We start from the raw sequence: 25,231 nt of genomic DNA on the forward strand, positions 1-25,231 counted from the left end.
TGCCGCGATGGGAGTTTGGTACCTCTGCGCCATGGAGCGATTACAGAACGATAGCGGCTGGCGGGGCTCGCCGGATGTGTGGCTCGAGGCGGCCTATGCCTCGCTGCTGGAATCGGGCGTCGATAGCGTGCGTATCCTGCCGCTCGCGAAGAAGCTCTCGCTGTCGCGCACCAGCTTCTACTGGTTCTTCAAGGATCGCGAAGAGTTGCTCGGCGCACTGGTCGCCAGATGGCGGGACAAGAATACCGGAAATCTGGTCAGGCGCTCGCAAGCCTATGCGGAAACGGTGGCCGAGGCGATGCTGAACGTTTTCGACTGCTGGATCGATCCTGCACTGTTCGACGCCAAATTCGAGTTCGCCATCCGAAGCTGGGGGCTTCAATCGGCGGAAACGCTTGCGGAAGTGCAGGAAGCCGATCAGCTTCGGATTTCCGCCCTGACGAAAATGCTGCACCGCTTCGGCGAAGACGAAGCCAGGGCCGATGTCCGGGCCCGCACTGTGTATCTGGTGCAGATCGGTTATATCTCCATGCAGTCGCAGGAAGATCTTGCGGTACGCATGAAGCGCATCCCGGAATACGTGGAAATCTTCACCGGCCGGTCGCCGGAAAAACGCGAACTCGACAGATTCTATTCACGCCACGGCTATGCGCCAGGCTGAAGAAGGGGCGGCTAGTGTCCGGCGCGCGCTTCGTCGGTGTGTGGCTTACTGGCCTGCTGCCTTTCGATGCTGGTGCGCATGAGCTGCCGCTTGACGTCGAGAAAGCTTTTCTGCGCCGCAAGCCGGTCTGCAGCGCTGAGCGGTTCGACCGGTCTGCCGTCGATGTCGTGGCGCATCGAATCGGGCTGGGCGCTGGCGAAATAATAGCGCTTGGAGAAAATGTGGAACGCCGTCGCCCGGCGCAGGCTGCTCACGCCATGTTCCGGCTTCAGCAGCGCCTTGATCTCGTTGAAGAGGCCGACCGCGAAGGGCAGGATGGGGTCACCGGGATTTTCGGGCAGGATTCCGATCGAGCGGGTCAGCATGGCGTTGATCGCCCGGGCTTTCTCGACATCCGCTTCGGTTGCCGCGATCGGTCCGCGGCTGACAGTCCAGGCTTTGCGCATGATTTACTCCACATGGCTTCCATACGTTGCCATTGTGAAAAAACCGCGACATACGCCGATGTTCCCGTGACGGGACCTGATCATCGGCATCGAATGAAGGCCCAGCCGGCACAGGCGTGCGGCTGGGCCTTGCAAAATATTAGAGAACTGCGACGTTTTCGGCCTTGGACTTGCCGGTCTTGCGGTCCTGTCCGACTTCGAAGCTCACCTTGTCGCCTTCGCGAAGCGAGCCGCCGCGCTGCAGAGCAGACACGTGCACGAATACGTCAGCGCCACCGCTTTCCGGGGTAATGAAGCCAAAGCCCTTGTCATCGTTGAAGAATTTTACAGTACCAGTAGCCATCAGAGTTCCTTTTACTTCTCTTAGCCGTTTTCAATCGCCGCCGGAGCCTATCGCTCGCGCGCCGGCTTATCAACGGTTTACGCCTTTTTACAGGGTGTAGTTCTTTCGCAGAAGAACGGCGTTTGGTCCAGCAATCGTTTTGCGATCGGCCTCGCAAATGCATTTTTTGCCGCCGAAGGCGCCTCATGATGCCATCAGGTTGCTGTCCAGGATATGCGTCAATCAAACATTCCTTAATCATGAATAGCTAAAATTATAAGTCTAAAGCCAAGAATATCGGCAGCGGGTCCAACGTAAAACAATCATGACGGGAATGAGTTACTAATATGCTCTTCAAAACAACGACAGGTCGTAATCTATTCTCGATTGGCGCTTGCGGCGTCGTTGCCGTTATTGCCGCGTCGGGCGTGCTTTTCTTCAGATCCTATACCGAAATACGCACCGAAAGCATGGATCAGATGCGCCAGATCGCCCGGTCCGAGGCGATCGCCGTCGAGCGCGATATTGGCGGGACCGTCCATATTGTCGATAGCCTTGACGCCGTTTTGCAGACTTTGAAGCAGACCGGCGATGCCGATCGCACCAAGGCCGACAAGATTCTCTTGAACATGCTGCAGGCCAATCCGGCAATCCTGGCAACCTGGACCGGCTGGGAGCCGGATGCCTTCGACGGCAAGGACAAGGATTTTGCCAACAAGGAAGGCCATGACCAGACAGGTCGCTATGTGCCCTACTGGGTTCGCAGCGGCACGCAGATCACCCATACGGCGCTGACTGATTACGCAACGCCGGGGCCGGGCGATTATTATCAGGTGCCGTTCACGACGCGCAAAACGATCGTCGTCGAACCCTATCCCTACACGATCGATGGCAAGGAAGTGCTGATGACCTCAGTCACCAAGCCGATCATCATCGATGGCAAGGCGGTCGGCGTCGCAGGGCTCGATCTCTCGCTTCAGGATACCAGCAAGGCGCTGTCGCAGATCCATCCGATGGGGAGCGGCTTCATCGGGCTCGTCAGCGGCGGCGGCAAGATTGTCAGCCATCCGAATATTGCACTGATCGGCAAGACCCTTGGCCAGGCTGGTGCTGAGACGGCCGGATGGGACGGCCTGATCACCAAACCCGGTGCCCAGCAGCAGCTGACGGCGAGCGATGGCACTGCTTCTCTGGCAGTCGCCGTTCCCGTCAAGCTTGGCGAGGGACCGGACTGGTATGCGGTGATATCCGTACCGAAGGCAACGCTGTTTGCCGAGCTGAATGCAATGATCCGCGATGCGCTGATCTCGACCGGCGTTGCCGCGCTGATGCTGGGCCTCGCCGGCTGGCTGATTGCGCGCCGTTTCATCGGCCGGATCTCCAATGTGATTTCCGAGACGGCTGAGATCGCCGCCGGCAAGCTCGACGTGCAGATCAAGGACGCCGGTTCGAAGGATGAGATCGGCGATCTCTCCCGCTCGCTGGGCCGGCTGCTGGAGAGCAATCGACAGAAGTCCGATCTCGAAAATCAGGCTGCTGCCACGCATGCGCAGCAGGAGAAGGAGCGGGCAGAGCGCGCACGGCTGAACACGGCGCAGGAAGCCGACGTCAAATTCGCCGTCGGCGAGCTGGCGCGCGGACTTTCCAGGCTCGCAGAAGGCGACATGACGACGGTGCTCGAGCAGCCCTTCACCGCTGCTCTCGATGAGACCCGCGTCAATTTCAACGACTCAATCGTCAAGCTTCGCTCGGCGATGGTCTCTTTCTCGCAGAATGCCAATGTGATCCAGAGCGGCGCCGGCGAGGTTCGTTCTGCAGCCGATGATCTGGCGCGGCGCACGGAGCAGCAGGCAGCGTCCGTCGAGGAAACCGCAGCAGCGCTCGAACAGATCACCACTTCCGTCAAGGATTCGACCGTCCGTGCCGAAGAGGCCGGATCGATGGTCGCCCGCACAAAGGGCGACGCAGAGCGCTCGGGCGAGATCGTCCGGCGCGCTGTCGATGCCATGCATGCGATCGAGCAATCGTCGCGGTCGATCTCCAGTATCATCGGCGTCATCGACGACATCGCCTTCCAGACCAATCTGCTGGCTCTCAACGCCGGCGTCGAAGCGGCGAGGGCAGGGGAGGCCGGCAAGGGCTTCGCGGTCGTCGCTCAGGAGGTTCGCGAGCTTGCCCAGCGCTCGGCTGGTGCCGCCAAAGAAATCAAGACGCTGATCGTCTCCTCTGGATCGCAGGTCAAGACTGGCGTTGATCTGGTCACCGAGACCGGCAACGCGCTATCGGCCATCGTCGGCCAGGTGCAACAGATCGACCAGAATGTCGACGCGATCGTCAAGTCTGCGAGGGAGCAGTCGACCGGCCTTCAGGAGATCAATACCGCGGTGAACCAGATGGACCAGGCAACGCAGAAGAATGCCGCGATGGTCGAAGAATCCAACGCTGCCTGCCACACACTGGCGACCGAAGTCGCGGCGCTGGCGGAACGTCTTGCGCAGTTCAAGCTGGATGATGGCGCTGACGGAAATCGGCCTTACGATGTCTCAAGCAATGCCCACAGAACGCCAAGCGGCAGCAGGCTTCACGCGGTTGCCTCGCCGGCGCGAACGCTCTCGACAAAGCTTGCCGTTGCCTTCGGCGGATCAGGCGGGACGACGCATTCGGCCAGCAACGACTGGAAAGAGTTCTAATGCTCGCCTGCGGCGGCAGCGAGAGTGACGGAAGGGCCGCAGCGATGGATTTCGTTGCGGCCTTTGCCGTTCTGCGGGCGCGGTCGGAGTTCTCGCTATAAACCGAGACCGACGGCGGCCGTGCGATGGATGCCCTTTGGCACAAAGGAGAATGCGTCCGCCACCCCAAGATACTGGGCTGCCAGATGAACGACCGACAGCCACATTTCGGTTCCCTGCAGGCTGGCCGGGCTGCCATCGGCAAAGGCGAAACCTTCGCCGCCCTGCCAGCGGTCCACCGCTCTGGCGATGATCTTCCTGGCGATGCCTTCGGCGTCGCCACGCCGGTAGTCACTCTGGCGCGCGATGAGCAGGAGAGGATGGATCGTATCGAGAAGATTGCACGCGGTGTATTTGGAGCCGGTGAAGCCCTGATGGTTCCGGTAGTTCAGCAGCACCGTTTCAAACGCTTCATGCGGTTTCGGAAGCGGCACGCCGAATTGTGCATAGGTTCCGCGCGTCAGGCGGTAGAAGCCGTTGACAGGCTGCAGCCAGCCTTCCGCCACCGTCGGTTCGCCCCATACACCTGTCGCCACGTTGACATGCCGCGTCAGCCATTCGAACAGTGCCTGGCGTGGCTGGTCCACGTTGAAATATCTCGCGTTGAAATACATGGCGGTGCCGATCGCATCGATGACGCTGCCCGCGCTCCAGGCTGCGGTTTTCCAGGGCAATCCCAGGAGCCAGCGATCGAGTTCGGCGGGATCGATCTGCACGGCTTGGATTGCCTGCTGCGGATGGGAGCCCAGGACTTCGAGTGCGTAGCCGGCGGAGAGCACATTGTAGAGCGCTTTCGGGTCCTGCCGGAGCTCGGTGCCGGCGGTTTGCATTCCAGCTTCCGGGAAAAGACCGGTCTCACGGTCCTGAAGGCTCCGGAGCCGCTCGATGGTCTCAGCCACATTCAGTCCGGGCGGCAGTTCGCCGAAGCCTGCAGCAATCTCGATCGCATCGCAGAGATGGCGGGCAGCCGGGCGGCTGACGCCGTCAGCTTCAAGTGACAGATAGGCGTCGGCAGTTTTCCAGCGCTGAAGGATCTCCGGCCATTGATCCCGCGCCTTCTGTCCAAGCGCCTGAAGATTGCCCTCTATGCTACCGGGCCGGGATGATCGCGGCGGCTGGCCTCTCATGCGGATGACTCGCGCCGGTACGCCGCCGGCGATCGCCATCGGCGGAATTTCGCCGGAAACGACAGCACCCGCCGCAATGACCGCCCCGCTGCCGATGACGGCGCCGTCAAGCACGACGGCATTGGCGCCGATCCAGACGTCGTCTCCGATGGTGATGCCAGTCGTGGTCACCTTCTGCCGGTGGATCGGCACGCCGGGATTGTCGAAACCGTGATTGAAGCCGACGATCGACGCATGCGATGCGATCCGCACGCCATTGCCGCAGGTCACCTTTCCGGAGACGCAGGCGAAGGTGTTGATGGTACAATCATCGCCAAGCACGACTGCACCGCGGACCAGCGCATGCCCCGCGATCCATGACCGCTCGCCCATCTTCAGGCTTTCAGCGAAGACCGCCGCATGCTCGGCGATGTAGGAGGTATCGGCGAATTCCGCGCCGCAGGACTTCTGCAGCGCAGTCTTTCGTTCGATATGGTCAGGATGGTCGAGGTCGGCAGCGGCACGCTCCCACGGCAGGAACTGCAGTCTGCGCGCTTCCTTGTGCTCGTCCAACGGCTGCTGCGGACTATTACGCTGATCCATCATGCTTCCCCGGTACTGCTCATCCGCCGAATATGCGCTTACCTTCCGACATGAGCTGCTTGCCAGCGTCGGATGGCGTCATCTGCTCGAAGGCGACGCTGTCGGCAGTCGCAGTCAAAACCTGCTGCGAGAACTCGGCGGCACCGATCGGGATTGCAGGCGGATAGGGGCCGACCCTATCCTTCAACGAAACGATGTAGTCGATCGTCTGTTTCGATACCTTGTCGTCGGTGGCGGCGACGTCGCCCTGGATCTTCGCATTCACGGGAACGCCGCGTTCGGTTCCAAGAGCATGCCCGGCATTGGTGTCGTTGACGAAGAAGTTGATGAACTTCGCAGCCGTCTCCGGCGACTTCGACCAGGGCGATATCGACCATAGCGTCGAGGGCCGGTAAAACAACCCCGATGGACCGGACGCTTCCTGCACCGGCAGCGAGCCGATCGACATTTCCGATTTTGCCAATGCACCGTAACCGGCAAGCTGATTGGAATAGGCAAATGCCATCACGGCATTGCCGCTGGCTATCGGGTTGGTTTCGATATTGCCCTTGTCGAGGGCCTGAATATCGGCGGTCACGCAGCCGCCAGCCTTCGCCAGCTGATCCCAGTAATCGAACCACTCGATCGCGTCGGCTTCCTGGAAGCCCAGCTGTCCGTCCTGCGTGAACAGTGTCTTGCCGCGCTGGCGCAGCCAGACTTCGAAGACGAAGCTGTATCTCGCGCCGTTGCCGACGGCAAAGAGGCTTGCGGAACCAGCGGCCTTCTTGAAGTCGGTGCAGATCGTCTTGAACTGCTCCCAGGTCGTGGACGCCGCCGGCACCGGAACTCCTGCTTTCTCCAGCGCTGCCTTGTCGACGATCAGGGCCGCGGCATTGAGCGATGTCGGAATGCCAGTCAGTTTTCCATCGACCGTGCCGAGATCCAGTGCGCCGGGGGCGAAATCCGTCGATTTGATGATGCTGTCGCGAAACGGCGTCAGATCTAGTGTCGCTCCGCGGCGGGAATAGTCGGCAAAGGTGACCGGCTCAAGCGCGAAGACATCCGGCACATTGCGGCCCGCGACCATGGTGCTCAGTTTCACCCAATAGTCGGAAGTGGCGACCTGCCCGGTAAATTTTGCGCCAGGTGCGGCGGCTTCGAACTGCTTGATGACCTCGCCAGTCCGTTTTGCCCGGTCGGGGTTGCCCCACCAGAACACTCTCAGCGATTCCTCCGCAGCCAGTGCCGCGGGAATGTCGATCATGGCGGCGGCGATTGCACTTGCGATGAATTCTCGACGTCTCAGCATCTTCCCCTCCCAGGTCAATGCCGCCCGCTTGATGCGGCGACTGTGCAACGATAAACGAAAAAATTGATCGCGAAAGAAAAATTTCGCCGACGGAGAAAATTTCTCGAGCAGTGGCGAGGTTCAACCGGCCGTGCTAATCAAGGTCCGAGGAGAATCCCTGGATGACACGCAGATCACGTATCTCTGATATTGCCGAAGCCGCAGGCGTTTCAATTGCCTCGGTGTCGAAGGCGCTGAACAACCGGTCAGGGGTAGGGATTGAGAGCCGGGAGCGGATCCTGGAGGCGGCTGCGCGTCTCGATTATCGCCACAAGACCACAGAGCTAACGGAAGCCTTTCCATCCGGTCTGGCGGTTGTGACCACAGCGGCACTTTATCTGAACTCGAAATTCTATGAGGGCGTCATTCAGGGTGCGCTCGATGCGGCAAGGGAGGGCGGCGTCGATGCCAAGGTCCATCTGCTCACGCCGGATATCGAAACCGGCAGCGTCAACGTCGAAAATCTGCTCGGTGCAGACGGCGCCTGTCTGCTTCTCGTCGGCCTCGACCATCCTGTCCTGATCGAGCAGGTGGCCCGAAGCCATGCGCCGGCGGTGATCGTCAACGGCATCGACCGGACAATGCGGCTTTCCTGCGTCCTGCCCGACAACAGATCGGCCGGTTGGCTGGCGACCACAAGGCTGTTGTCGGAAGGCCATACCGAAATCGTGCATGTGAGCCGCCTGTTCAGGACGTCGCTCAAGGAGCGCTTCGATGGCTTTCGGGATGCCATGCAGGAGGCCGGAATTGCCATCGACACGGACAGGCACCTGTTCGACCTGACGGCTGCGGGGATCCTCGAGCCTGATCTCTCGAATGCCCTGATCGACGCGATGCAGAAGGGCCGGTTCGCCAAGGCGACGGCATTCGTCTGCAGCAACGATATCATGGCGCTCGGCGTCATCGATGCCCTGCGCGCTCGCGGCAACATCATCCCGCGCGATTATTCGGTGGTCGGTATGGACGATATCTCGATCGCGCAGCACAGCACCCCGGCACTGACGACGCTTCGCATCGAGCGCGAGGAACTTGGCCGCGTCGGCTGGGATATGCTCAAGGAGAGAGCGCTGAATGCCGAGGCGCGGGTGCGCCGCGTCGGCATGTCGGTCCGGTTGATCGAACGGGGAACCGTTGGCCCGCCGCGCCACTATCTTCGTGCGCAATAGACGCCGCGCCGGTTGTTGTCTGTTCGATACCGGGTGGTCGAGCGGCTCTTCCGAGCAGCTATTTTTCGAATGACCCAAAAATCAAAAATGGAATCCTTGGACCGCTCCGAAAACAGCACGATTAGTCTAGTAAAGCTGTAGACATAATTTAATTTTGGCCCAACCAATTCAACGGAGGGGCTCACTATGAAAATCTCGAGACGCGCATTTACCGTGGCCATGGCCGGCGCAATCGCCGCTCCGCTGGTCGGGGTTCGGACCGCTATTGCAGCCGACAAGGTCGTTCGCATCGGCTACCAGAAATACGGCACCCTGGTGCTGCTCAAGGGCAAGGGTATCCTGGAGAAGAAGTTCGAGACGATCGGCTATTCGGTCGAATGGACTGAATTCCCAGGTGGCCCGCAGCTTCTCGAGGCGCTGAACGCCGGAGCCGTCGATTTCGGCTCGACCGGCGAGACGCCGCCGATCTTCGCACAGGCGGCCAATGCGCCGCTCGTCTATATCGCACACGAGCCGCCGGCCCCGCGCGGCGAAGCGATCCTCGTTCCCAAGGATAGCCCGATCAAGTCGGTTGCCGATCTGAAGGGCAAGAAGGTCGCCTTCAACAAGGGCTCGAATGTTCACTATCTGCTCGTTAAGGCGCTCGAAGAAGCGGGCCTGACCTATGCCGACGTCGAGCCGTCCTTCCTCGCTCCGGCCGATGGCCGCGCCGCTTTCGAAAAGGGCGCCGTCGATGCCTGGGTTATCTGGGATCCGTTCCAGGCGGCGGCAGAGATCGCGATCGAAGCGCGAGAGCTCAGAAACGGCGAGGGTATCGTCCCGAACCATCAGTTCTATCTCGGGACCAAAACTCTGGTCGATGGCCACAGCGCGGCGATCGATGTGGTCATCGAAGCGATTTCCGAAATCGACGACTGGACCAAATCCGGCGTTGCGGCAGCAGCTGCCGAACTGTCGCCGTCCGTGGGTATTCCGGAACCGGTCCTCGTCCGCGCGCTGGAACGTCAGTCCTATGGCGTGAAGAGCCTGGATGCTTCTGTCGTCGCTCAGCAGCAGGCGATCGCCGACACCTTCTACGAGCTCAAGCTCATTCCGAAGAAGGTCACGATCGCCGACGCGGTGCGCGGCGGCAAAGCCTGACGGCTCATGAAAGCATGTGTGGCCTCAGCCGGTGGAGTTCTCCAGCATCATCGGCTGAAGGCAAATCGGACTATCGCGATTATCACCGCGAACATGGCTACCGGCAGGCAGCACGCAGCTTGCTGTAACGTTTAAGCAGTTGAAGCAAGCATACGAGCGATCATCTTGCCCCGGTTTTCCGGAGCAAGAAAATGGCTCTGTCAGTGGCGGACGGCGAAAGCCGCTTCGAGCCGCTGCCCTTCCTCGGCGATCGCGGGCGCTGCGCTGCCCTGCAGATCCTGAAGCAGGGCATTCAGCGCCATATCCAGGCAATGGGCCGGGAATTCTGCATTGACCTCCCTGGCATCCTCACGCGCGAAGGCAATCAGTCTCGCAAGCGAGGCCAGCTCCTTCAGCTGTTCTTCGCTCTTCGCGTTCCTGATGTCGATGACCGCATCTTCCATTGATACACCCCATGAGATCGTTGCCGCTGCAAACGGCCACATGACGAGGCTAGTTGAACTTCCCGCAGGACGCGCGTGACACAAGCGTGACACACGTCTAGGCGTCGGAATGCGCTTCGGAATTCAACCTGGAATCCGGATGCAACCATTCGGGTCATAGGCTGCGGAAATCAAAAGGCGCGGTCCGGATGGCCGCGCCTCGATGTCATCGTTTTGCTGGATCAGCGGTCAGCCGTTCAGCGGGACGCTGGAATCCGAAGCGACCGTGTCGGCGGCAACCTCGCGGTGGCCTTCGGCCTGTGCCATCGCCTTGACGAGCGAAACGATCTTTTCGCGGATCTGCGGATCGTTGATTTTCAGAAAGGCGCGGTTGAGAGCGAGGCCCTCTTTGGAGCGGAGGAATTCTGACACCGGATCAGCCTTCTGCGGCATCTCCAGGCCCTCGAGCGTCAGCGGCTGGTTGTCGTCCTGCTGGAAGAAATAGCTCGGCTGTGCAGACAGCACTTCGGCGATCTTCTGCAGGCGGCTGGCGCCGATGCGGTTCATGCCTTTTTCATACTTCTGGACCTGCTGGAACGTCACGCCGATCTGATCGGCCAACCTTTCCTGGCTAAGGCCGAGAAGGAGCCGGCGCATTCTTACTCGGGAGCCGACATAGACGTCGATTGCATTCGGGGCCTTGGCGTTCATTTCTTTTTTCCGTTTACCGCGAGGGTCGATTGGCGTCCTTGCGGAGGACCGATCAATAGGGGGGCGCGAATAGATAGTGTATGAGCAGAGTGAAAAATTCAATCGCTACTTCTGGGGATGGACCATTCGCCGCTACGCGCTTGTGTATATAGTACCAATGGGTGGCACTAGCCCCCGTCTGAAGCGCGTTCGCTGCTTCTGAGCCAGGCCTCGATCGCTTCGGCAGCAGGGCTTCCAAGGCTCAAGAGATCGCAGAGGACGATCAGTGGATTGGCAAGATCAAGCCCGTGGGCGCGCCTGGCGTGGAGCCAGCTGGCGGCATCCGCCGAAATCACGATCGCGAGATTACCCGGCGCTTTGACCGGCGCGGCCCTGAGATGGGCGAGCAGGTCGGCGATGTCGACCGACGGCGAAAGCCTGATCTGCAACTCCGGCACATCGCCGCGCCTGCCGAGATAATAGCTCGCAGCGTAGCGCCCGGTAATCGCATAGCCGATATCATGCGTCCGGCAGAATCCATCGAGCCGCTGGGGCAGAGATGTGAGGGCATCGGCGGGAACGGCGTAGTGCTGCCAGCGCGGGCTTGACGCCGCTGCCGTTGTTTTCACCGTATCGATGATCGCCCGCGAATTATCGACGGCGTAGCGGTGGCTGCGGCCACGGGCCTGCGCAACGAGCCAGCCCAGCTGCACGGCGTCGGAAATGGCGCTGCGCGCCGCGGTCGCCGAAACGCCGGCGGCAGCGCCGAGTTGCGACGCTTCGAAGCTTTCGTTTCGCAGATGCCAAAGGGCGCAGAGAAGGGTGAGCTTCCGGCTTCCGAAACCCTGAATTTTCCGGTCTGCCATGTCCGCTGGAGGGCCGTCCGGTACAATCTCATTGCTGCCTTCACGCAGGATGGCCCATCCAGCATCCTGTAACACCGCAGCAAGCGGAGATGCAGCGAGCGCGGTGACCAGAACAGGCGTCGCATCCACCCGCGCAAGCGCGGTGGCAACGCGCCGCGCTTTCGCCTTGAGCGCCGGCCAGTCGGTGATTGCCGCCTGCGTCTCGCGCACGAAGAACAGCCTGATCCGACGGCCGGATATCTCCAGTTCGGGAAAGCCAGCAGCCGACGTCAGGTCGGCTTTCGTCGACGACAGGATCGTCTCCAATTCGCCGATGGGTGCGATCGCCGGCCGCGGAGGCATCATGTCACTGCGTGTCGCCGGGTAGCGGCGCTGCCGGATCGATCAGCCCCTGATCGCGCAGGTCCGACCACAGGCCCGCCGGGATCGGCCACGCGAGATAGTCGAGATTCTGTTCGAGTTCTGCGACTGAACGGGCGCCGGGTATGACGCTGACGACAAGCTTGTGGGCCAGCGGAAACTGAAGTGCGGCAGCGGCAAGCGGCACCTTATGTCTTTCGCAGACGGAGCTCAGCCGGGCAACGCGATCCAGAACCTCCTGCGGCGCATTGCGCGTATTGAAGGTCGCGCCGTTGACGGCGCCGGTCGCCAGAATTCCCGAATTGTAGGGGCCGCCGATGACGAGCTTCGTGCCCTTGCGCTCGCAGGCGGGAAACAGTGTTGCCAGCGGCTCCTGTTCCAGAAGCGTGTAACGGCCGGCCAGCAGGAAGTAGTCGAACTGACCCGCTTCGACGAAATCGGACAGCATTTGCCACTGGTTGATGCCGACGCCGATCGCCTTGATGACACCCTGCGATCTGAGCTCGTCGAGTGCCGGATAGGCGCCGTCCATCGCTTCCCTGAAGCGGCTGCGGGCGCGCGGATCCTCACCCTTGGCGAAGTGGATCGCCTCGTCCGGATCGTGGATCGCCAGCATGTCGATATAATCAGTGCCGAGGCGCTTCAGTGAGCCCTCGATCGACCGGAAGACGGCATCGCGCGAATAGTCGAAATCGGCGCGAAAAGGCGGCGCCTCGTCCCAGAGAACAGGTTTGACCTCGCTGTCGGGGATCGGCACCAGATCGTAGCCGACTTTGGACGAGATGACGATTTCGCTCCGCGGCAGCGTGCGGATCGCTTCGCCAAGCCTGGTCTCCGCCAGGCCGAAGCCATAGACCGGTGCCGTATCGAAATAGCGCAAGCCCTTCTCGAAAGCAGCGTGAACGGTGTCATGCGCCACTTGCGGGTCGGTCGCCCGGTACATATTGCCAAGGCCGGTCCCTCCCAGGCCCATGACGGTAACCTCAGGCCCATTCCCGCTGACGCTTCTCTTCTCCAGTTTCGGCATTGATTTTCCTGACACTTCTTCGCTCGATCGTCTGATGTGATGCGGGGCTTCGCACCTTCCTGCGTTACCTCGCCATCGCATACTGGCATATAATTTGTCGTACAACAATGTAACCGGACGAATGAAATCTTGCGGGTGAATTCGCAAAGTGGCGGAACCAGCTGCCTGTTTGCTCCCAACCGGGGCTTGGCAGAATGAAGTTTGCAATTCGCAAACCTCGCACATCTGCCGGCCACTCGCCGACGATAATCGCCGATCAATTCGGGCTGCGCATTTGGCCGCAGGCTGGCGAAAGGTGTTGACACCATATTTGTCGTACAACAATGTAACCGTACGACAGTAAGCGCACGGGAGGTGTGGCTCCTGCCGTCAAAGGGAGGTTGCAGTGTTGACTGACAGTCATGATGAGAATGACGAATCCCATGCGCAGCGTTTGTTGAGCCGCAGACAGGCGTTCGGCTTTGCAGCAAGGGCAGGCTTCGGCGCTGCGGCACTCGCGGGCGGCGCTGCCGCCCTGATGACAAACCCGGACTTCGCAATGGCGCAGGCCGCCGCACAGGCAAGCGGGGGACTGCCGAAGAAGCCGTTCAAGTTTCACTTTGTCTGCCACGTAACGCTCGACCAGTTCTTCACGCCCTGCATCTACGGCATTCAGGATGCCTGCGCCGCCTTCGGCGCCTCCTATCAGTGGACGGGTTCGCAGAAGAATGTCGTTTCTGAAATGGTCAGCGCGATGCAGACGGCGATTGCCCAGAAGGCCGATGGTATTGCCGTTTGCCTCGTCGATCCCAAGGCCTTCGACGCTGCGACAGATATGGCCGCCGCTGCCGGTATCCCGGTTGTCGCCTTCAATGCCGACGTACCGGCAGGCAGCCCGAACAAGCGTCTCTCCTATGTCGGCCAGCCGCTCTATCAGGCAGGCTACAACGTTGCCATGAAATGGCTGAAGCTGCTTCCGGCCAATGCCCATGTGATGTTGACGATCGGCGTACCGGGCTCGCTCAACACACAGCCCCGTCTGGATGGCTACATTCAAGCAATCAAGGATTTCGGTAACGGCATCACCTATGATGTCGTCAATTCGGGACCCGATCCGCAGACGGAAATCTCCCGCGTCGAAGCCTATTATCTTAGCCACCAGAATGTCGCCGGTCTCTTCGGCACCGGAGGTTCCGACACCTATGCCTGTGGTTTCGTGTCGAATAAATACGGCCTGGTGAAGAAGGGCGGCGTGGTTGCGGGCTTCGACCTCTTCCCACAGACGCTGACCTTCATCAAGAGCGGTGACGTCACTTTCACGACCGATCAGCAGGCCTATCTCCAGGGCTTCCTGCCGGTGCAGCAGATGTTCCTCTACAAGGTTTCCGGCGGTCTCGTCGGCCCGGCAAACAGCGATACAAGCCAGGCCTATGTGACCAAGGACAATGTCGACGAGTATCTTGGCCAGACGCGCTTCGAGGGCCGCACGGCCGATGAACCCAAATAGGCTCCGCTTCTGAAGGCGTGCGCGGGCCTTGGCCGTCGCGCGCGCCTTCACCGTCCATGCTGCTATCCAATCAATAGCGAGGTCGACTGTCGATGAATGTGGAGTCCGGTAGCCTGGAGAAGGCAAGCCAAACAGCCGTCGGCGCCTTGCCGCCCAGACCCTCTGCCGGCAGCAGGATGGCGACAGTGCTGTCGCGCTACAGGGAAGCGAGCATCGCCGTCGTTGCAGTCCTGCTCGTCATCTACTTCCAGTTCGGCAGCAATGGCGGCTTCCTGACGACACAGCTGATGAGCGTCGTCCTGCGCGATACCGGCCGCCTGGGCATGATATCGGCAGCCGAGGTCATGCTGATGATCACCGGCGAGATCGACCTGTCGCTCAGCAGCACGTTCTCGCTCGCACCCTATCTGATGGTGCTGATGTCAATCACTTGGGGGCTGCCGCTATTTGCCGGCGCGCTCATCGGCATATTGCTCGGCATCGCCGTCGGCTTCATCAACGGTTTCATCACGGTCAGATTGCGGGTTCCATCGCTGATCACCACTGTCGGCACCCTGTTCTTGCTGCAGGGCATTACGGTGTCGATCTACGATAGCCAGCCGATCGTGGCGCCCGTCGAGGAGCCGTTCAATTCCATTTTCGGTGAAAGCCTCTACAGCCCGACGACGGATTCGCTGTTTTCCCCGCATGGGCTGACGGCATTTACACCGTTTCTCTGGGCCCTGCTGGTCGTTGTCGCGCTCGCTCTGGCGCTGACCAAGACGCGCTTTGGTCTGCACACGATCGCAACAGGCAGCAACATCACCGGCGCCCGCGAGATCGGGGTTCGAACCGACCGGATCAAGATCTACAATTTCATGATCGCCGGCGGCATCGCAGCCTTTGCCGGCATCATCAATACTGCCGAGTTTTCCTCTGCAGACCCGACGGCGGGCAGCCCATTTCTGACGCTGCAGGCAATCGCCGCAGCCGTCATCGGCGGAACGTCCCTGCTCGGCGGCTCGGGAACGGCGATCGGATCGCTGATTGGCGCCTTTGTCGTCGCTTCACTCAACAACGGGCTCGTCATGGTCGGCGCCCAGGCGACGACCTCAGACATCTATCTCGGGGCTGCCATCATTGCCGCGATGATCATCAACGTTCAGGTCGACAGGCTGCGCACCCGGAGACGCACATGACAAGCGAACCCATTCCCGCTCTCGCTCAGGATGCGCCGGTCATTCTGGAGATGCAGCATATCAGCAAGAGCTTCGGTGCCGTCACCGCGCTCGTCGATGTCAGCCTCAAGCTGCACAAGGGTGAGGTTCTGGCGTTGGTCGGTGATAACGGCGCCGGCAAGTCGACGCTCATCAAGACGATGTCCGGTTTCCACGCGCCCGATGGCGGCAGGATGTTCTTTGAAGAAGAGGAAGTGCGGTTCAATTCGCCACGCGATGCGCGGGCGAGGGGGATTGAGACGGTCTATCAGGACCTCGCCTTGATCGGCGACCTCAGCGTCTATCACAACATGTTCCTTGGTCGCGAGCAACGCCGCCGGTTCCTCGGATTGAACCTGCTTGACAATCAGCGCATGCGGCAACTTTCGCGAACGTATCTCGACACGCTGGGTATCTCGATCCCAAGCGTCAACAGCACGGTCGACATGCTTTCGGGAGGTCAGCGCCAGTGCATCGCCGTGGCACGCTCGATCTATTCCTCGCCCACCGTTCTCATCCTCGATGAGCCGCTTGCTGCCCTTGGCGTGCGCGAGAGCGCCCATGTGCTCGGCCTCATCCAGAACCTGCGCCGTCAGCGCGAAGTTTCCGTCGTGCTGATCGTCCATAACTACAATCAGATCTTCGAAGTCTGCGACCGCATCAACTTCCTTCATTCCGGCGAGATCGTCCTCGACGCCGCGACCTCTGAGACCAGCGAGGAGGAACTGATCCGCATCGTCAAATCCGGCCTCGGCAAGCGCGCAATCTCCGCGGCAGAGCAGACGGTTGATCCGATCCTTCTTTAGCCGCTGCCTCACGCCGAGACGCCGGTTGTCTTCCGGTGGTTGCGCCTTCATCTTTCCGTCAGTCTGGCGCAGTTGGATTCGACTTGCACGTGGGGCCGCGTTGCGTCGATCACTGGGTACTTCCATCGCCATGACCAGCGTCCGTCGCGCCCGCGGTGTGAGCCGCGCCTTGATTTATCGATCGATGCCTCGAGCAAGGACGGCATCCATAGGGTTGACGACATCGCGGATCGTAACCAGCGTCGTGAACGATTTCACGTTGCCGTCTTCGTGAAACACCTCACGGGTGAAAACGTCGTATTGCTCCATACCGGAAAGCTGCAGCATCAGAATGAAATCAGCCTCACCCGTCACATAGTTAGCCTGCCGAACCTCCGGCCGCTTTTTGATCTTCCTGATGAACGCTTCGAGTTCGCTACCGGCCTCGCGCTCCAGCGAAACGAGCACGTGGATCGTCAGCGGCAATCCCATCGACGCCGGCCGTACGATCGCGACGTCGGCGGCAATGGTTCCATTCGCCCGCATCTGGCGGAGCCTCCGCAACACCGCGCTTTCAGAAAGGCCAACTTTCTCGGCGAGCATACGGGCCGGCATCAGGTTGTTGACCTGCACCAGCTTCAGCAAAGAGAGATCGAATGAATCGAGGGTAGCGGTTTCCGTCATGAATAGGAAGAATATCGCCTGAAACCGGTAAGGCGCAAGGAATTTCGGCGAAACTCAGCGCGCATAACGCAGTAGCATTTCCGCATGACAAAGAACCCGCCGATCGAAGAAGCTCACATTATCCAGGCCCGCCTGCATGCGCTTGCGCCGGGATATGCCGCGACACCGCTGGTCGCCTCGCCGGAGCTCGCAGCTGCCCATGGTCTGGGTGCGGTCTTCCTCAAGGACGAGGGAGCTAGAACACTCGGCAGTTTTAAATCGCTTGGAGGAACCTATGCGGCATTGCGGGCGCTGTCGCGCGCCACTGGTGAGGATTTCGCCGCGATCGCTTCGGGCAAAGTGCCGGCCGGCCAGCTGCCTCAGCTGTTGACTGCGAGCGCCGGCAACCATGGCCTGGCCGTTGCCGCCGCCGCACGTTTTGCTGGCAGCCGCGCCCGCATCTTCCTCTACCCCGACGTCTCTCGCGCCCGCCGTGATCGCATCGTCAACATGGGTGCAGAGATCGTCGACATCGATGGAACGTATGACGACGCTGTCGACGCGGCAAAGCAGGCGGCCAAAGACGGTGCCGGCATTCTGGTGGCCGACACCTCCTCCGATCCCGATGACCCGATCGTGAGCGACGTGATCGCAGGCTATGGCGTGATCCCGCAGGAAATCAAAGAGCAGATTGGGGAAGCGCCGCGTCCGACGCATCTTTTTATCCAGGCCGGTGTCGGCGGTCTCGCGGCGGCAATGACGACAGGCCTCAAGGACTGGCTCGCGCAACCGGCAAGGATTGTCGTCGTAGAACCCGCGACAGCTGCATGTGTCGATACGGCAATCCGCACAGGCAATGTCGAGCGGGTGCCTGGCGATCTGGCAACATCGGCGACGATGCTTGCCTGCGGCGAGGCAAGCCGACCGGCATTAAAGCTTATGGCCGGGTTTATCGACGTTGTGACCGTCGAAGAGGATCGTCTCACCAACGAACCACTCTTGCTGGAAGCCGCTGGCGGTCCCGCGACCACGCCGTCGGGCGCAGCCGGTCTCGCCGGGCTTCGCCGAGCCATTGCAAATCCCGAAATGGCAGTCCGCCTTGAACTCGACGCTTCGAGCCGCGTGCTGTTGTTCGTGACCGAAGGACCTCTCAACGAAGAAACCTAAAAGGGGAATGACATGAAAATCATAATAATTGCCGCGACGATTGCGGGCGTGCTGGCCACGCCGGCTTTGGCGGATATGACGATCGGCTGGGCCGGCCCGGTTACAGGCGGCAGCGCCGCTGTTGGCGAACAGAACCTCAATGGCGTCAAGCAGGCGATCGAGGATATCAATGCCGCGGGTGGAATTCTCGGCGAAAAGATTTTGCTGCAGACGGAAGATGACGGTGGCGATCCCAAGCAGGCCGTCTCGGTCGCCAATCGGCTTGCGGCATCCGGCATAAAATTCGTCATCGGGCATCAGAATTCCGGTGCCTCAATCCCCGCCTCGGATGTCTATGCCGAGAACGGCATGTTCCAGATCACTCCGGCATCCACAAATCCCAAGCTCACGGAACGCGGGCTCTGGAACACCTTCCGCACCTGTGGGCGTGACGACCAGCAAGGGACCGTCGCAGGGAACTATCTGATCAAGAATTTCACCGGCAAGAATGTCTTCATCGTTCACGACAAGACGCCCTACGGTCAGGGTCTTGCCGAAGAGGTAAAGAAATCGATCAATGCCGGCGGCCTGACCGAGACCGGCTACGAGGGTATCACTGTCGGCGACAAGGATTTCTCGGCCCTGATCGCCAAGATCAAGGAGACCAAGGCTGATGTCGTCTATTTCGGCGGCGTCTACACCGAGGGAGGTCTCATTCTTCGTCAATTGCGTGATCAAGGAGTCAAGACCCCGATGATCGGCGGAGACGCGATGTTCTCGAGTGAATTCGCGGCTATCGCCGGGCCGGAAGCCGACGGCACATTGATTACCTTCGGCCCCGATGCACGTCAAAACCCCGCGGCTGCGGAGGTTGTGAAGCGCTTTTCCGGGAAGAAGATCGATCCGGAAGGCTTCACGCTCTATGGCTACGCGGCGATGCAGGTCATAGCAGCCGGCATCAAGGAAGCTGGAAGCGCCGATCCACAGATTGTCGCAGACAAGCTGCACGGTGGGCTGAAAGTCGATACCGTCATAGGCCCTCTCTCCTACAACGAGAAGGGCGATATCACGCGGCTGGACTTCGTCTTCTACGAACTGAAGGGTGGCAAGTTCGAGCAAAAGGGTGCCGAATGATCTTGTCCGGGCGCCGCTCCAGCGGCGCCCTCTTGCTCGGGAGTGGATTATGAACAGGTTCGAGACAATCGAGAGGGAGATGATCGAATGGCGGCATCACCTGCACCGCAATCCCGAATTCGGCTTTGAGGAAATCAACACGGCAGCGTTCGTCGCCGAGAAGCTCCGTTCATGGGGCATCCAGGTCACAGAAGGTGTTGGAAAGACCGGCGTTGTCGGCAGTTTGACGCTGGGAACCGGAAAGCGCGCCATCGCGCTTCGTGCCGACATGGATGCGCTTCGGATCAGCGAGAGGAGCGACCTTCCCTACCGGTCGCAAACCTTAGGCACGATGCACGCCTGTGGCCATGACGGACATGTCGCAATGCTGCTTGGTGCTGCCCGAATCCTGGCAAAAGAGGGTGGCTTCGAGGGCACGGTTCGCTTCGTCTTTCAGCCGGCTGAGGAATGGGGCAGGGGCGCTCTTTCAATGCTGGACGACGGACTGATGGCCCGGTTTCCTTTTTCCGAAGTCTACGGCATCCACAACATGCCGGGTATGCCGGTGGGCCGGTTCGCGACGCGAACTGGCTCAATCATGGCCGCCGAAGACATATTCGAGATAAGGCTGGACGGAACAGGCGGCCACGCGGCGCGGCCGCACCATGCCAATGAAGTGCTGGTCGCAGCCTGTGCGCTCGTCGTGAATCTGCAGACGATCGTTTCTCGACGGCTCGACCCCGCAGATATGGCGGTTGTATCGGTCACTGAACTCATTGCCGACGGTACACGTAACGCTCTCCCCGGTACCGCAACCATACTCGGCGACGCGCGTAGCATGCGGTCTGAGGTCAGCGCGGAGATTGAGCGCCGTATGCGCCAGATTGTTGATGGGACTGCTTCGGCCTATGGTTGTTCGGCATCGATCGACTATCGCCGTGAGTTCGTTCCACTCGTCAACACACCTGAGCAAACGCGCGTTGCACTGGAGGTTGCCGGCTCCGTTTTCGGACCTGGGGCGGTGGAAGACGATATTGCGCCTATCGCCGCCTCCGAAGATTTCGCCAGGCTCCTGGAGAAAGTTCCCGGTAACTTCGCCTTCATCGGCAATGGAGAGACGTCAGCTCCCCTGCATAATCCCAGCTATGACTTCAACGACAATGTGCTTCGGCAAGGGGCTGAATATTTCGTTGCCGTCGCGAGACAACGGCTGCGATAACGCTCACAATCCTTGCCGCAAAATGGCGTTCTCATAGACAGGGTCGATGCCGGCGCCGAAACGAATGGTCATTCCACCTGCATATCGAGTTGCTGGGCAATGTTTTCGTAGTGGCGCGATGAGGCGGCGTTGCCCTGCTTGGCATATTGCGAGCCGACCGCTCGCGCTGCCTTTGCCGCCGCCCGGAACGCATCGAGCCGAACCTGCGGTTCGAGATTGGCATCGCCACCGATATCGCCATTGTTGAAGCGGCCAACGCGATAACCATCATTATCGATCACACCGATGACAGGCACTCCTGCTTTCATTTCACCATAGAAGGCAGGACCGGCGCGATCGCCGTCGCGCCGTCGCAGCATGCCAAGTCCGGATGCTTTGTTCGCAGTGCATAGCCCTGTCCAGTAGGTGGGACCTGCAGTCAGAGAGATAGGGGAAATGAATTCGCAGCGGCTGGTAGGGTCCTTGGACCAGTTCGAACCGGACGATGCCTCCTGCGCCAGCAGCGCCGGTGCCCACAATACGGACAGGGTGGCGGCCACTGCCGATATGGCCCTGAATGACCTCGGATACGGCATTGCTATCGTCTCTCCCATTTCGCCGCGCTAAGATCGTGCCATTAGGGCCGCAACGTCGAGCATCCGGTTGGCAAAGCCCCATTCATTGTCGTACCAGCCGAAAACCCGCAGAAGGCCGCCAGCGGAAACCGAGAGTTCCGGTCCTGAGACGACCAGCGATTCCGGCCGGGCGCGCAGATCGACGGATACGAGCGGCTTTTCGATCCAGCCGATGACGGGAGATGCGGCGATTGCGCTCTTCAAGCGTTCGCGGGCTTCGGCGAGGGTCGGCGCCTTCTCCAGCGACACCGTCAGGTCGATCGCCGAGACGCTCGCGGTCGGAACGCGGATGGCCCGTGCTTCGATCTTTCCGGCGAGGGATGGCAGGATTTTGCCGACCAGCTTGTGGGCGCTGGTGCTCGTCGGCACCATAGAGAGAGCGGCGGCGCGGCTGCGTGCAAAATCGTCCCGCGGCTGGTCGACGGTCGGCTGGCTGCCGGTGTAGCAATGAACCGTCGTCATCTGCCCGCCAATGATGCCGAAGAGGTCATCGACCGTCTTCAGCAGGGGTGCCAGCGCGTTCGTGGTGCATGATGCATTGGATATGATCTTGTGGCTGGCAATCATCTCTTCGTTGGCGCCAAGCACCACCGTCACGTCGGCAGATTCGGCGGGACCCGAGATCAGTACACGCTTTGCCCCGGCCTCCAGCGCCCGGGAGACGTAGTGGCGGGTATAAGGCTGGCCGGTGCATTCGAGGAAAATATCGACGTCCGATAGATCGAGGGCGCGAATATCCCGCTCGTTGTGGAAAGGTATCGAACGCTCGCCGATCCGCAATGTGCGCTCCTCGGCCACCACGTCCTCCGGCCATGGGCCGAAGACGCTGTCATACTGGAACAGGTAGGCGCAGCTTTCCAGCGGAGCGATGTCGTTGACGAGGACAACCTCGATGTCGCGGCGCTCTTTCAGCAGGATGCGAAGAACGGAGCGGCCGATGCGGCCAAAGCCATTGATAGCAATTTTCGGCTTCTGTTCTGTCACGCGCTGGGCTCCTGCGATTATGCGATGAGGCCTATGACAACCGTGAGCGATACGCAATATCAAGGCGGTCGCTGCTACTGCTTCCAAGCGCCGCGGCGATCGCTTGGACGGGTGAGGAGCCGCCGCCCAATGGGGCTTGTGGCCGACCGGCGGCATCTGGTTGATCGCGCAGCCTCTCCATCTTTGCGATTATCTCGACGATCCCGAGGCGATGCGAAAGCGTCTGTTCCCGATAGCCAAAGGTGCCGCACAATTCATCTTTGACGTTCTCGTTCCTCTTCCGGGCACGCCTTACCTCGTTACCAGTCCCTCGCTTTCGCCGGAAAATATCCATCCGCATGGCGCCTCGGTCTGTGCAGGCCCGGCGATGGATAGCCAGTTGATCCGCGACTTTCTCGCCTTGCTGCGTCCGCTCGCCGTGGCCATCGGCAGCGAGCACGCCCTCGTCGCGGAGATTGACAGCGTCAATCCGCGGCTGGTGCCCGACAGGATCGGCGCCAGCGGCCAGCTGCAGGAATGGCTGGAGGATTGGGACATGGATGTGCCCGAGATCCATCATCGCCATGTTTCACATCTATACGGCCTCTATCCGAGCTGGCAGATCGACATGGACCGGACACCGGATCTATCGGCCGCTGCCCGGCGCTCGCTCGAGATCCGCGGCGACGATGCGACCGGCTGGGGCATCGGCTGGCGCATCAATCTTTGGGCGCGGCTTCGCGACGGCAATCATGCGCTCGATGTTATCAAGCTGCTTCTGAGTCCCGAAAGAACCTACAAAAATCTCTTCGACGCCCATCCGCCCTTCCAGATCGACGGCAATTTCGGCGGCGCAGCCGGTATCCTGGAAATGCTGGTTCAATCCCGTCCCGGCGAAATCCACCTCCTGCCGGCGCTGCCAGACGATTGGCGCTCGGGCTCGCTGTGTGGCCTGCGCACGCGTGGCGGACTGCTATTGGACATGACCTGGCAGAATAGCCGACCGGCGACCGTCCGGCTTTCGGCAGCCAGGGACGTTCGAACGACGCTTCGGTCCGGCGGCACAAGAATGGATTTGGCGCTGGCGGCTGGCGAAACGCGCGTTATTGATTTGGCGGAGGGTTTCGAGCCGCAGGGCTGACGAAATGAAACATCGCGGACGATGGCTGAAGTTCAGCTGCGAGACAGGCCTCGCCCATGCCGGCGAAGAAGGCATGGATGTCGCCGGGTTGCTGCCATCGCTGGTGCGCAACGGCAAGTATCCGTTTGGGACCACCGGTTACCCGGCGGTCCCAAACGTCAAAACGGACCTGATTACTTCTTCTCGTTGAGCTTTGCGACGAGCACGTCGCCGAACTCCGGTGCCGACATCGGCTGCTGGCCGGTGATCAGTTCGCGGTCGACGACGACGTTGCTGTGCCAGTTGGCGATGGTTTCCACGCGCGCGCCAGCCTCGGCCAGGGCGTTGACCGGGTAGAACTGAACGTTGCCACCCAGGCCGTTCGGGCCTTCGAGCGCCTGCTCTTCGCCGGTCGAGAAGATCGTCGCGCGATAACCCGCATAAGGCCAGCCGGTGGTGAGCGAGCTTGCCTTGCCGTCACCGGCGATCATCGAGGCGACGAAGGCATGCGGATCCGGCAGAGCGGACAGAAGAACGATCGGGCCGTGGCAGATGATGCCGGTCGGGCGGCCGGTATCATGGAAGCTCGTCAGGATCTTGCCGAGGTTCTTGTCCTTGATCAGATCGGCCATCGGTGCGTGACCACCTGGGATAAAGAGGCCGGCGTAACCGTCCATGCCTTCCTTGACGACCGCCTCAAGCGTCTTCGGATGCTTGAGCTGGTCGATGGTCTTCACGTATTCCGCGGCGTCAGCGCGGGCCTTGTCGTCGCCGCCGAAGAACATCTTGTTGTCGGAGTTGACGTCCATCGCCGGCAGATCGCCCTTCGGATTGGCGATCACAGGCTCGTAGCCGGCTTCGACCAGCTTGCGATACGGGACGGCGAACTCGTTGAGATAGTAGCCGGTCTTGTAGGTCTTGCCGCCCTTCAGATCGAGCTCATGGGCGCTGGACATGACGACCAGGACCTTGCCCCTCGACTGGGCCGAAGCCATATTGGGGGATGCGACGGCGACGACCATAGCGATAGCGGCCGCACCAATGGTGAGGAGATTCATTGTTCTATTCCTTTGTTCGGGTTCGTGAGTGACGCGTTACTTTGCGTAGCGCGGAGCAGGCTTGGCGTTGGCGAAGTTCCGGCCAAAAGCGCGGCGGTCGGCTTCCCAGCGCAGCCACTGGTCGCCGTCATGCAGCGGCGGGATCGTCACCAGTTCGCCCTGGTCGAGGCCGCTGAGGGCCGCATCGACCAGATCGGCGGCCGACATCGTCGTCGGCTTGTCCTTCTGCGGCGCGTAACCGGCGACATCCCAGAAGTCGGTGGCGGTCGCTGCCGGCAATACGGTCTGGATCCGCACACCCTTGTCGGCCAGATCGCGCTGCAAGGCGTGGCCGAAGCTCAGAACATAGGACTTCGAGGCGCTGTAGACACCGTTCAGGGATTCGACGGCAATGCCGACGGCCGAGCTGATGTTGATGATCGTGCCGGCGCCGCGGGCAACGAAGCCGGGGGCGGCCGCATAGGTCAGGCGCGTCAGAGCCGTGATGTTCAGTTCGATCATCGCTTCCATCTCATCGGCATTGTCTTGCAGGATCGATGCGACCGAACCGACGCCGGCATTGTTGACGAGAACGGTGATCGCCGTGTTGTCGCGCAGGATGTGTTCGACCTTGCGAAGATCTTCCCTGTTGCCGAGATCGGCCGCGACGCTGGTGATGGTCCGGCCGGTTTCCTTGCCGAGCTTGTCTGCAAGCGCTGCGAGGCGCTGTGCATTGCGGGCAACGATGATGAGGTCATAGCCGCGCTTGGCGAGGCGATCGGCATAGATTGCGCCGATGCCTGCAGAAGCGCCGGTGATAAGGGCGGTACCTTTGAATTGGGTGCTGGTCATGAGGCTTTCTTCCTTGTTGATCCTCCGGCGTTGTGCCGACGATGAGGAGATACTCGCCCCGAAAAGAGATATCCTCAATGTCATATATGCAACGATTTAGGACATTGGGTCCTGTCTGTTGCAGCAGCTGCGTCTGTGGCGTATTTTAAGTACAAGCAACGTTTTACGCCTC

The 25,231-nt window shown here is 60.6% G+C and carries 24 protein-coding genes and 1 pseudogene; 12 read left to right on the forward strand and 13 right to left on the reverse strand.

The genetic code is table 11. The annotated features are described in order from the left end of the window. Nucleotides 1-31 precede the first annotated feature (31 nt). A complete protein-coding gene (locus AB4Z25_RS15650; RefSeq protein WP_112597384.1) occupies nucleotides 32-661 on the forward strand; it encodes a TetR/AcrR family transcriptional regulator in 630 nt (209 codons plus the stop codon). A gap of 11 nt (nucleotides 662-672) precedes the next feature. Here the strand turns inward: AB4Z25_RS15650 and AB4Z25_RS15655 are convergent, their stop codons facing one another. After that, nucleotides 673-1,107, reverse strand: coding sequence for a ProQ/FINO family protein (locus tag AB4Z25_RS15655; RefSeq protein ID WP_112514426.1), 435 nt, complete (start codon nucleotides 1,105-1,107; stop codon nucleotides 673-675). A 139-nt stretch (nucleotides 1,108-1,246) separates the two neighbouring features. Next, nucleotides 1,247-1,450, reverse strand: a complete 204-nt coding sequence (locus AB4Z25_RS15660) for a cold-shock protein (protein ID WP_112388787.1) — start codon at nucleotides 1,448-1,450, stop codon at nucleotides 1,247-1,249. A gap of 326 nt (nucleotides 1,451-1,776) precedes the next feature. On the opposite strand from AB4Z25_RS15660, the gene AB4Z25_RS15665 reads away from it, so the two are divergent. Next, nucleotides 1,777-4,119, forward strand: coding sequence for a methyl-accepting chemotaxis protein (locus AB4Z25_RS15665; RefSeq protein ID WP_442208416.1), 2,343 nt, complete (start codon nucleotides 1,777-1,779; stop codon nucleotides 4,117-4,119). 95 nt (nucleotides 4,120-4,214) lie between these two features. On the opposite strand, the gene AB4Z25_RS15670 is transcribed toward AB4Z25_RS15665, so the two are convergent. Together AB4Z25_RS15670 and AB4Z25_RS15675 are read right to left on the reverse strand one after the other, a co-directional pair. Then, nucleotides 4,215-5,867 (reverse strand): acyltransferase, encoded by a 1,653-nt coding sequence (locus tag AB4Z25_RS15670; protein WP_442208417.1) that lies wholly within the window; start codon nucleotides 5,865-5,867, stop codon nucleotides 4,215-4,217. 19 nt (nucleotides 5,868-5,886) lie between these two features. Continuing rightward, on the reverse strand, nucleotides 5,887-7,155 hold the full coding sequence (locus AB4Z25_RS15675) for an ABC transporter substrate-binding protein (RefSeq protein ID WP_442208418.1): 1,269 nt from the start codon (nucleotides 7,153-7,155) through the stop codon (nucleotides 5,887-5,889). A 161-nt stretch (nucleotides 7,156-7,316) separates the two neighbouring features. Between AB4Z25_RS15675 and AB4Z25_RS15680 the strand changes: the two genes are divergently transcribed. After that, nucleotides 7,317-8,360 carry a LacI family DNA-binding transcriptional regulator gene (locus AB4Z25_RS15680; protein ID WP_442208419.1) on the forward strand — a complete coding sequence of 348 codons (1,044 nt, stop codon included), beginning with the start codon at nucleotides 7,317-7,319 and terminating at the stop codon, nucleotides 8,358-8,360. A 186-nt stretch (nucleotides 8,361-8,546) separates the two neighbouring features. Further along, entirely contained in the window at nucleotides 8,547-9,500 is a 954-nt protein-coding gene (locus AB4Z25_RS15685; protein ID WP_112514429.1) for a sulfonate ABC transporter substrate-binding protein, read from the forward strand. 200 nt (nucleotides 9,501-9,700) lie between these two features. Here AB4Z25_RS15685 and AB4Z25_RS15690 read toward each other — a convergent pair whose 3' ends face one another. The 4 genes from AB4Z25_RS15690 to AB4Z25_RS15705 form a co-directional block, all read right to left on the reverse strand. After that, nucleotides 9,701-9,943 carry a hypothetical protein gene (locus AB4Z25_RS15690; protein ID WP_442208420.1) on the reverse strand — a complete coding sequence of 81 codons (243 nt, stop codon included), beginning with the start codon at nucleotides 9,941-9,943 and terminating at the stop codon, nucleotides 9,701-9,703. Nucleotides 9,944-10,171: 228 nt separating this feature from the next. Then, nucleotides 10,172-10,633 (reverse strand): helix-turn-helix domain-containing protein, encoded by a 462-nt coding sequence (locus tag AB4Z25_RS15695; RefSeq protein ID WP_112388780.1) that lies wholly within the window; start codon nucleotides 10,631-10,633, stop codon nucleotides 10,172-10,174. Nucleotides 10,634-10,800: 167 nt separating this feature from the next. Continuing rightward, nucleotides 10,801-11,823 carry a hypothetical protein gene (locus AB4Z25_RS15700; protein WP_442208421.1) on the reverse strand — a complete coding sequence of 341 codons (1,023 nt, stop codon included), beginning with the start codon at nucleotides 11,821-11,823 and terminating at the stop codon, nucleotides 10,801-10,803. 1 nt (nucleotide 11,824) lies between these two features. Further along, nucleotides 11,825-12,865 carry an aldo/keto reductase gene (locus AB4Z25_RS15705; RefSeq protein WP_442208422.1) on the reverse strand — a complete coding sequence of 347 codons (1,041 nt, stop codon included), beginning with the start codon at nucleotides 12,863-12,865 and terminating at the stop codon, nucleotides 11,825-11,827. 436 nt (nucleotides 12,866-13,301) lie between these two features. Here AB4Z25_RS15705 and AB4Z25_RS15710 point away from each other — a divergent pair, with 436 nt between their 5' ends. From AB4Z25_RS15710 to AB4Z25_RS15720, 3 genes are all read left to right on the forward strand, one after another. Next, nucleotides 13,302-14,351 (forward strand): sugar ABC transporter substrate-binding protein, encoded by a 1,050-nt coding sequence (locus AB4Z25_RS15710; RefSeq protein WP_442208423.1) that lies wholly within the window; start codon nucleotides 13,302-13,304, stop codon nucleotides 14,349-14,351. A 176-nt stretch (nucleotides 14,352-14,527) separates the two neighbouring features. After that, entirely contained in the window at nucleotides 14,528-15,529 is a 1,002-nt protein-coding gene (locus AB4Z25_RS15715) for an ABC transporter permease (RefSeq protein WP_442208424.1), read from the forward strand. Then, complete coding sequence (locus tag AB4Z25_RS15720; protein WP_442208425.1) at nucleotides 15,526-16,353, forward strand: ATP-binding cassette domain-containing protein; 828 nt, start codon at nucleotides 15,526-15,528, stop codon at nucleotides 16,351-16,353. The genes AB4Z25_RS15715 and AB4Z25_RS15720 overlap by 4 nt, the downstream gene beginning before the upstream one ends. A 174-nt stretch (nucleotides 16,354-16,527) precedes the next feature. Here AB4Z25_RS15720 and AB4Z25_RS15725 read toward each other — a convergent pair whose 3' ends face one another. Then, entirely contained in the window at nucleotides 16,528-17,016 is a 489-nt protein-coding gene (locus AB4Z25_RS15725) for an Lrp/AsnC family transcriptional regulator (RefSeq protein WP_442208426.1), read from the reverse strand. Nucleotides 17,017-17,100: 84 nt separating this feature from the next. Here AB4Z25_RS15725 and AB4Z25_RS15730 point away from each other — a divergent pair, with 84 nt between their 5' ends. The 3 genes from AB4Z25_RS15730 to AB4Z25_RS15740 are packed head-to-tail and all read left to right on the forward strand — an operon-like array spanning nucleotide 17,101 to nucleotide 20,473. Continuing rightward, nucleotides 17,101-18,162, forward strand: a complete 1,062-nt coding sequence (locus AB4Z25_RS15730) for a pyridoxal-phosphate dependent enzyme (RefSeq protein WP_442208427.1) — start codon at nucleotides 17,101-17,103, stop codon at nucleotides 18,160-18,162. 12 nt (nucleotides 18,163-18,174) lie between these two features. Continuing rightward, complete coding sequence (locus AB4Z25_RS15735; protein ID WP_442208428.1) at nucleotides 18,175-19,275, forward strand: branched-chain amino acid ABC transporter substrate-binding protein; 1,101 nt, start codon at nucleotides 18,175-18,177, stop codon at nucleotides 19,273-19,275. Nucleotides 19,276-19,324: 49 nt separating this feature from the next. After that, a complete protein-coding gene (locus AB4Z25_RS15740; RefSeq protein WP_442208429.1) occupies nucleotides 19,325-20,473 on the forward strand; it encodes a M20 aminoacylase family protein in 1,149 nt (382 codons plus the stop codon). A 68-nt stretch (nucleotides 20,474-20,541) separates the two neighbouring features. Here the strand turns inward: AB4Z25_RS15740 and AB4Z25_RS15745 are convergent, their stop codons facing one another. Both AB4Z25_RS15745 and AB4Z25_RS15750 read right to left on the reverse strand, forming a co-directional pair. Continuing rightward, nucleotides 20,542-21,012 carry a hypothetical protein gene (locus AB4Z25_RS15745; RefSeq protein WP_442208430.1) on the reverse strand — a complete coding sequence of 157 codons (471 nt, stop codon included), beginning with the start codon at nucleotides 21,010-21,012 and terminating at the stop codon, nucleotides 20,542-20,544. Nucleotides 21,013-21,075: 63 nt separating this feature from the next. Continuing rightward, a complete protein-coding gene (locus AB4Z25_RS15750) occupies nucleotides 21,076-22,071 on the reverse strand; it encodes a type I glyceraldehyde-3-phosphate dehydrogenase (protein WP_442208431.1) in 996 nt (331 codons plus the stop codon). A 124-nt stretch (nucleotides 22,072-22,195) separates the two neighbouring features. Between AB4Z25_RS15750 and AB4Z25_RS15755 the strand changes: the two are divergent. Together AB4Z25_RS15755 and AB4Z25_RS15760 are read left to right on the forward strand one after the other, a co-directional pair. Continuing rightward, nucleotides 22,196-23,191 (forward strand): annotated as a pseudogene (locus AB4Z25_RS15755) (glycosyl hydrolase family 95 catalytic domain-containing protein); the annotation flags it as partial. A 4-nt stretch (nucleotides 23,192-23,195) separates the two neighbouring features. After that, nucleotides 23,196-23,381 carry a hypothetical protein gene (locus AB4Z25_RS15760; RefSeq protein ID WP_442208432.1) on the forward strand — a complete coding sequence of 62 codons (186 nt, stop codon included), beginning with the start codon at nucleotides 23,196-23,198 and terminating at the stop codon, nucleotides 23,379-23,381. On the opposite strand, the gene AB4Z25_RS15765 is transcribed toward AB4Z25_RS15760, so the two are convergent. Together AB4Z25_RS15765 and AB4Z25_RS15770 are read right to left on the reverse strand one after the other, a co-directional pair. After that, nucleotides 23,365-24,228, reverse strand: coding sequence for a type 1 glutamine amidotransferase domain-containing protein (locus tag AB4Z25_RS15765; protein WP_442208433.1), 864 nt, complete (start codon nucleotides 24,226-24,228; stop codon nucleotides 23,365-23,367). The two genes, AB4Z25_RS15760 and AB4Z25_RS15765, sit on opposite strands and share 17 nt — an antisense overlap. A gap of 36 nt (nucleotides 24,229-24,264) precedes the next feature. Continuing rightward, complete coding sequence (locus tag AB4Z25_RS15770; protein ID WP_442208434.1) at nucleotides 24,265-25,059, reverse strand: SDR family NAD(P)-dependent oxidoreductase; 795 nt, start codon at nucleotides 25,057-25,059, stop codon at nucleotides 24,265-24,267. Nucleotides 25,060-25,231: the final 172 nt, after the last annotated feature.

The sequence above is a fragment of the Rhizobium sp. RAF36 genome, from assembly GCF_052114105.1.
Classification (GTDB): Bacteria; Pseudomonadota; Alphaproteobacteria; order Rhizobiales; family Rhizobiaceae; genus Rhizobium.

Bases quoted from the DNA above. Each gene is read 5' to 3' on its own strand.
- AB4Z25_RS15650 (WP_112597384.1), top strand. From the start codon at position 32: ATGGAGCGATTACAGAACGATAGCGGCTGGCGGGGCTCGCCGGATGTG.
- AB4Z25_RS15655 (WP_112514426.1), bottom strand. From the start codon at position 1,107: ATGCGCAAAGCCTGGACTGTCAGCCGCGGACCGATCGCGGCAACCGAA.
- AB4Z25_RS15660 (WP_112388787.1), bottom strand. From the start codon at position 1,450: ATGGCTACTGGTACTGTAAAATTCTTCAACGATGACAAGGGCTTTGGC.
- AB4Z25_RS15665 (WP_442208416.1), top strand. From the start codon at position 1,777: ATGCTCTTCAAAACAACGACAGGTCGTAATCTATTCTCGATTGGCGCT.
- AB4Z25_RS15670 (WP_442208417.1), bottom strand. From the start codon at position 5,867: ATGGATCAGCGTAATAGTCCGCAGCAGCCGTTGGACGAGCACAAGGAA.
- AB4Z25_RS15675 (WP_442208418.1), bottom strand. From the start codon at position 7,155: ATGCTGAGACGTCGAGAATTCATCGCAAGTGCAATCGCCGCCGCCATG.
- AB4Z25_RS15680 (WP_442208419.1), top strand. From the start codon at position 7,317: ATGACACGCAGATCACGTATCTCTGATATTGCCGAAGCCGCAGGCGTT.
- AB4Z25_RS15685 (WP_112514429.1), top strand. From the start codon at position 8,547: ATGAAAATCTCGAGACGCGCATTTACCGTGGCCATGGCCGGCGCAATC.
- AB4Z25_RS15690 (WP_442208420.1), bottom strand. From the start codon at position 9,943: ATGGAAGATGCGGTCATCGACATCAGGAACGCGAAGAGCGAAGAACAG.
- AB4Z25_RS15695 (WP_112388780.1), bottom strand. From the start codon at position 10,633: ATGAACGCCAAGGCCCCGAATGCAATCGACGTCTATGTCGGCTCCCGA.
- AB4Z25_RS15700 (WP_442208421.1), bottom strand. From the start codon at position 11,823: ATGATGCCTCCGCGGCCGGCGATCGCACCCATCGGCGAATTGGAGACG.
- AB4Z25_RS15705 (WP_442208422.1), bottom strand. From the start codon at position 12,865: ATGCCGAAACTGGAGAAGAGAAGCGTCAGCGGGAATGGGCCTGAGGTT.
- AB4Z25_RS15715 (WP_442208424.1), top strand. From the start codon at position 14,528: ATGGCGACAGTGCTGTCGCGCTACAGGGAAGCGAGCATCGCCGTCGTT.
- AB4Z25_RS15720 (WP_442208425.1), top strand. From the start codon at position 15,526: ATGACAAGCGAACCCATTCCCGCTCTCGCTCAGGATGCGCCGGTCATT.
- AB4Z25_RS15725 (WP_442208426.1), bottom strand. From the start codon at position 17,016: ATGACGGAAACCGCTACCCTCGATTCATTCGATCTCTCTTTGCTGAAG.
- AB4Z25_RS15730 (WP_442208427.1), top strand. From the start codon at position 17,101: ATGACAAAGAACCCGCCGATCGAAGAAGCTCACATTATCCAGGCCCGC.
- AB4Z25_RS15735 (WP_442208428.1), top strand. From the start codon at position 18,175: ATGAAAATCATAATAATTGCCGCGACGATTGCGGGCGTGCTGGCCACG.
- AB4Z25_RS15740 (WP_442208429.1), top strand. From the start codon at position 19,325: ATGAACAGGTTCGAGACAATCGAGAGGGAGATGATCGAATGGCGGCAT.
- AB4Z25_RS15760 (WP_442208432.1), top strand. From the start codon at position 23,196: ATGAAACATCGCGGACGATGGCTGAAGTTCAGCTGCGAGACAGGCCTC.
- AB4Z25_RS15765 (WP_442208433.1), bottom strand. From the start codon at position 24,228: ATGAATCTCCTCACCATTGGTGCGGCCGCTATCGCTATGGTCGTCGCC.
- AB4Z25_RS15770 (WP_442208434.1), bottom strand. From the start codon at position 25,059: ATGACCAGCACCCAATTCAAAGGTACCGCCCTTATCACCGGCGCTTCT.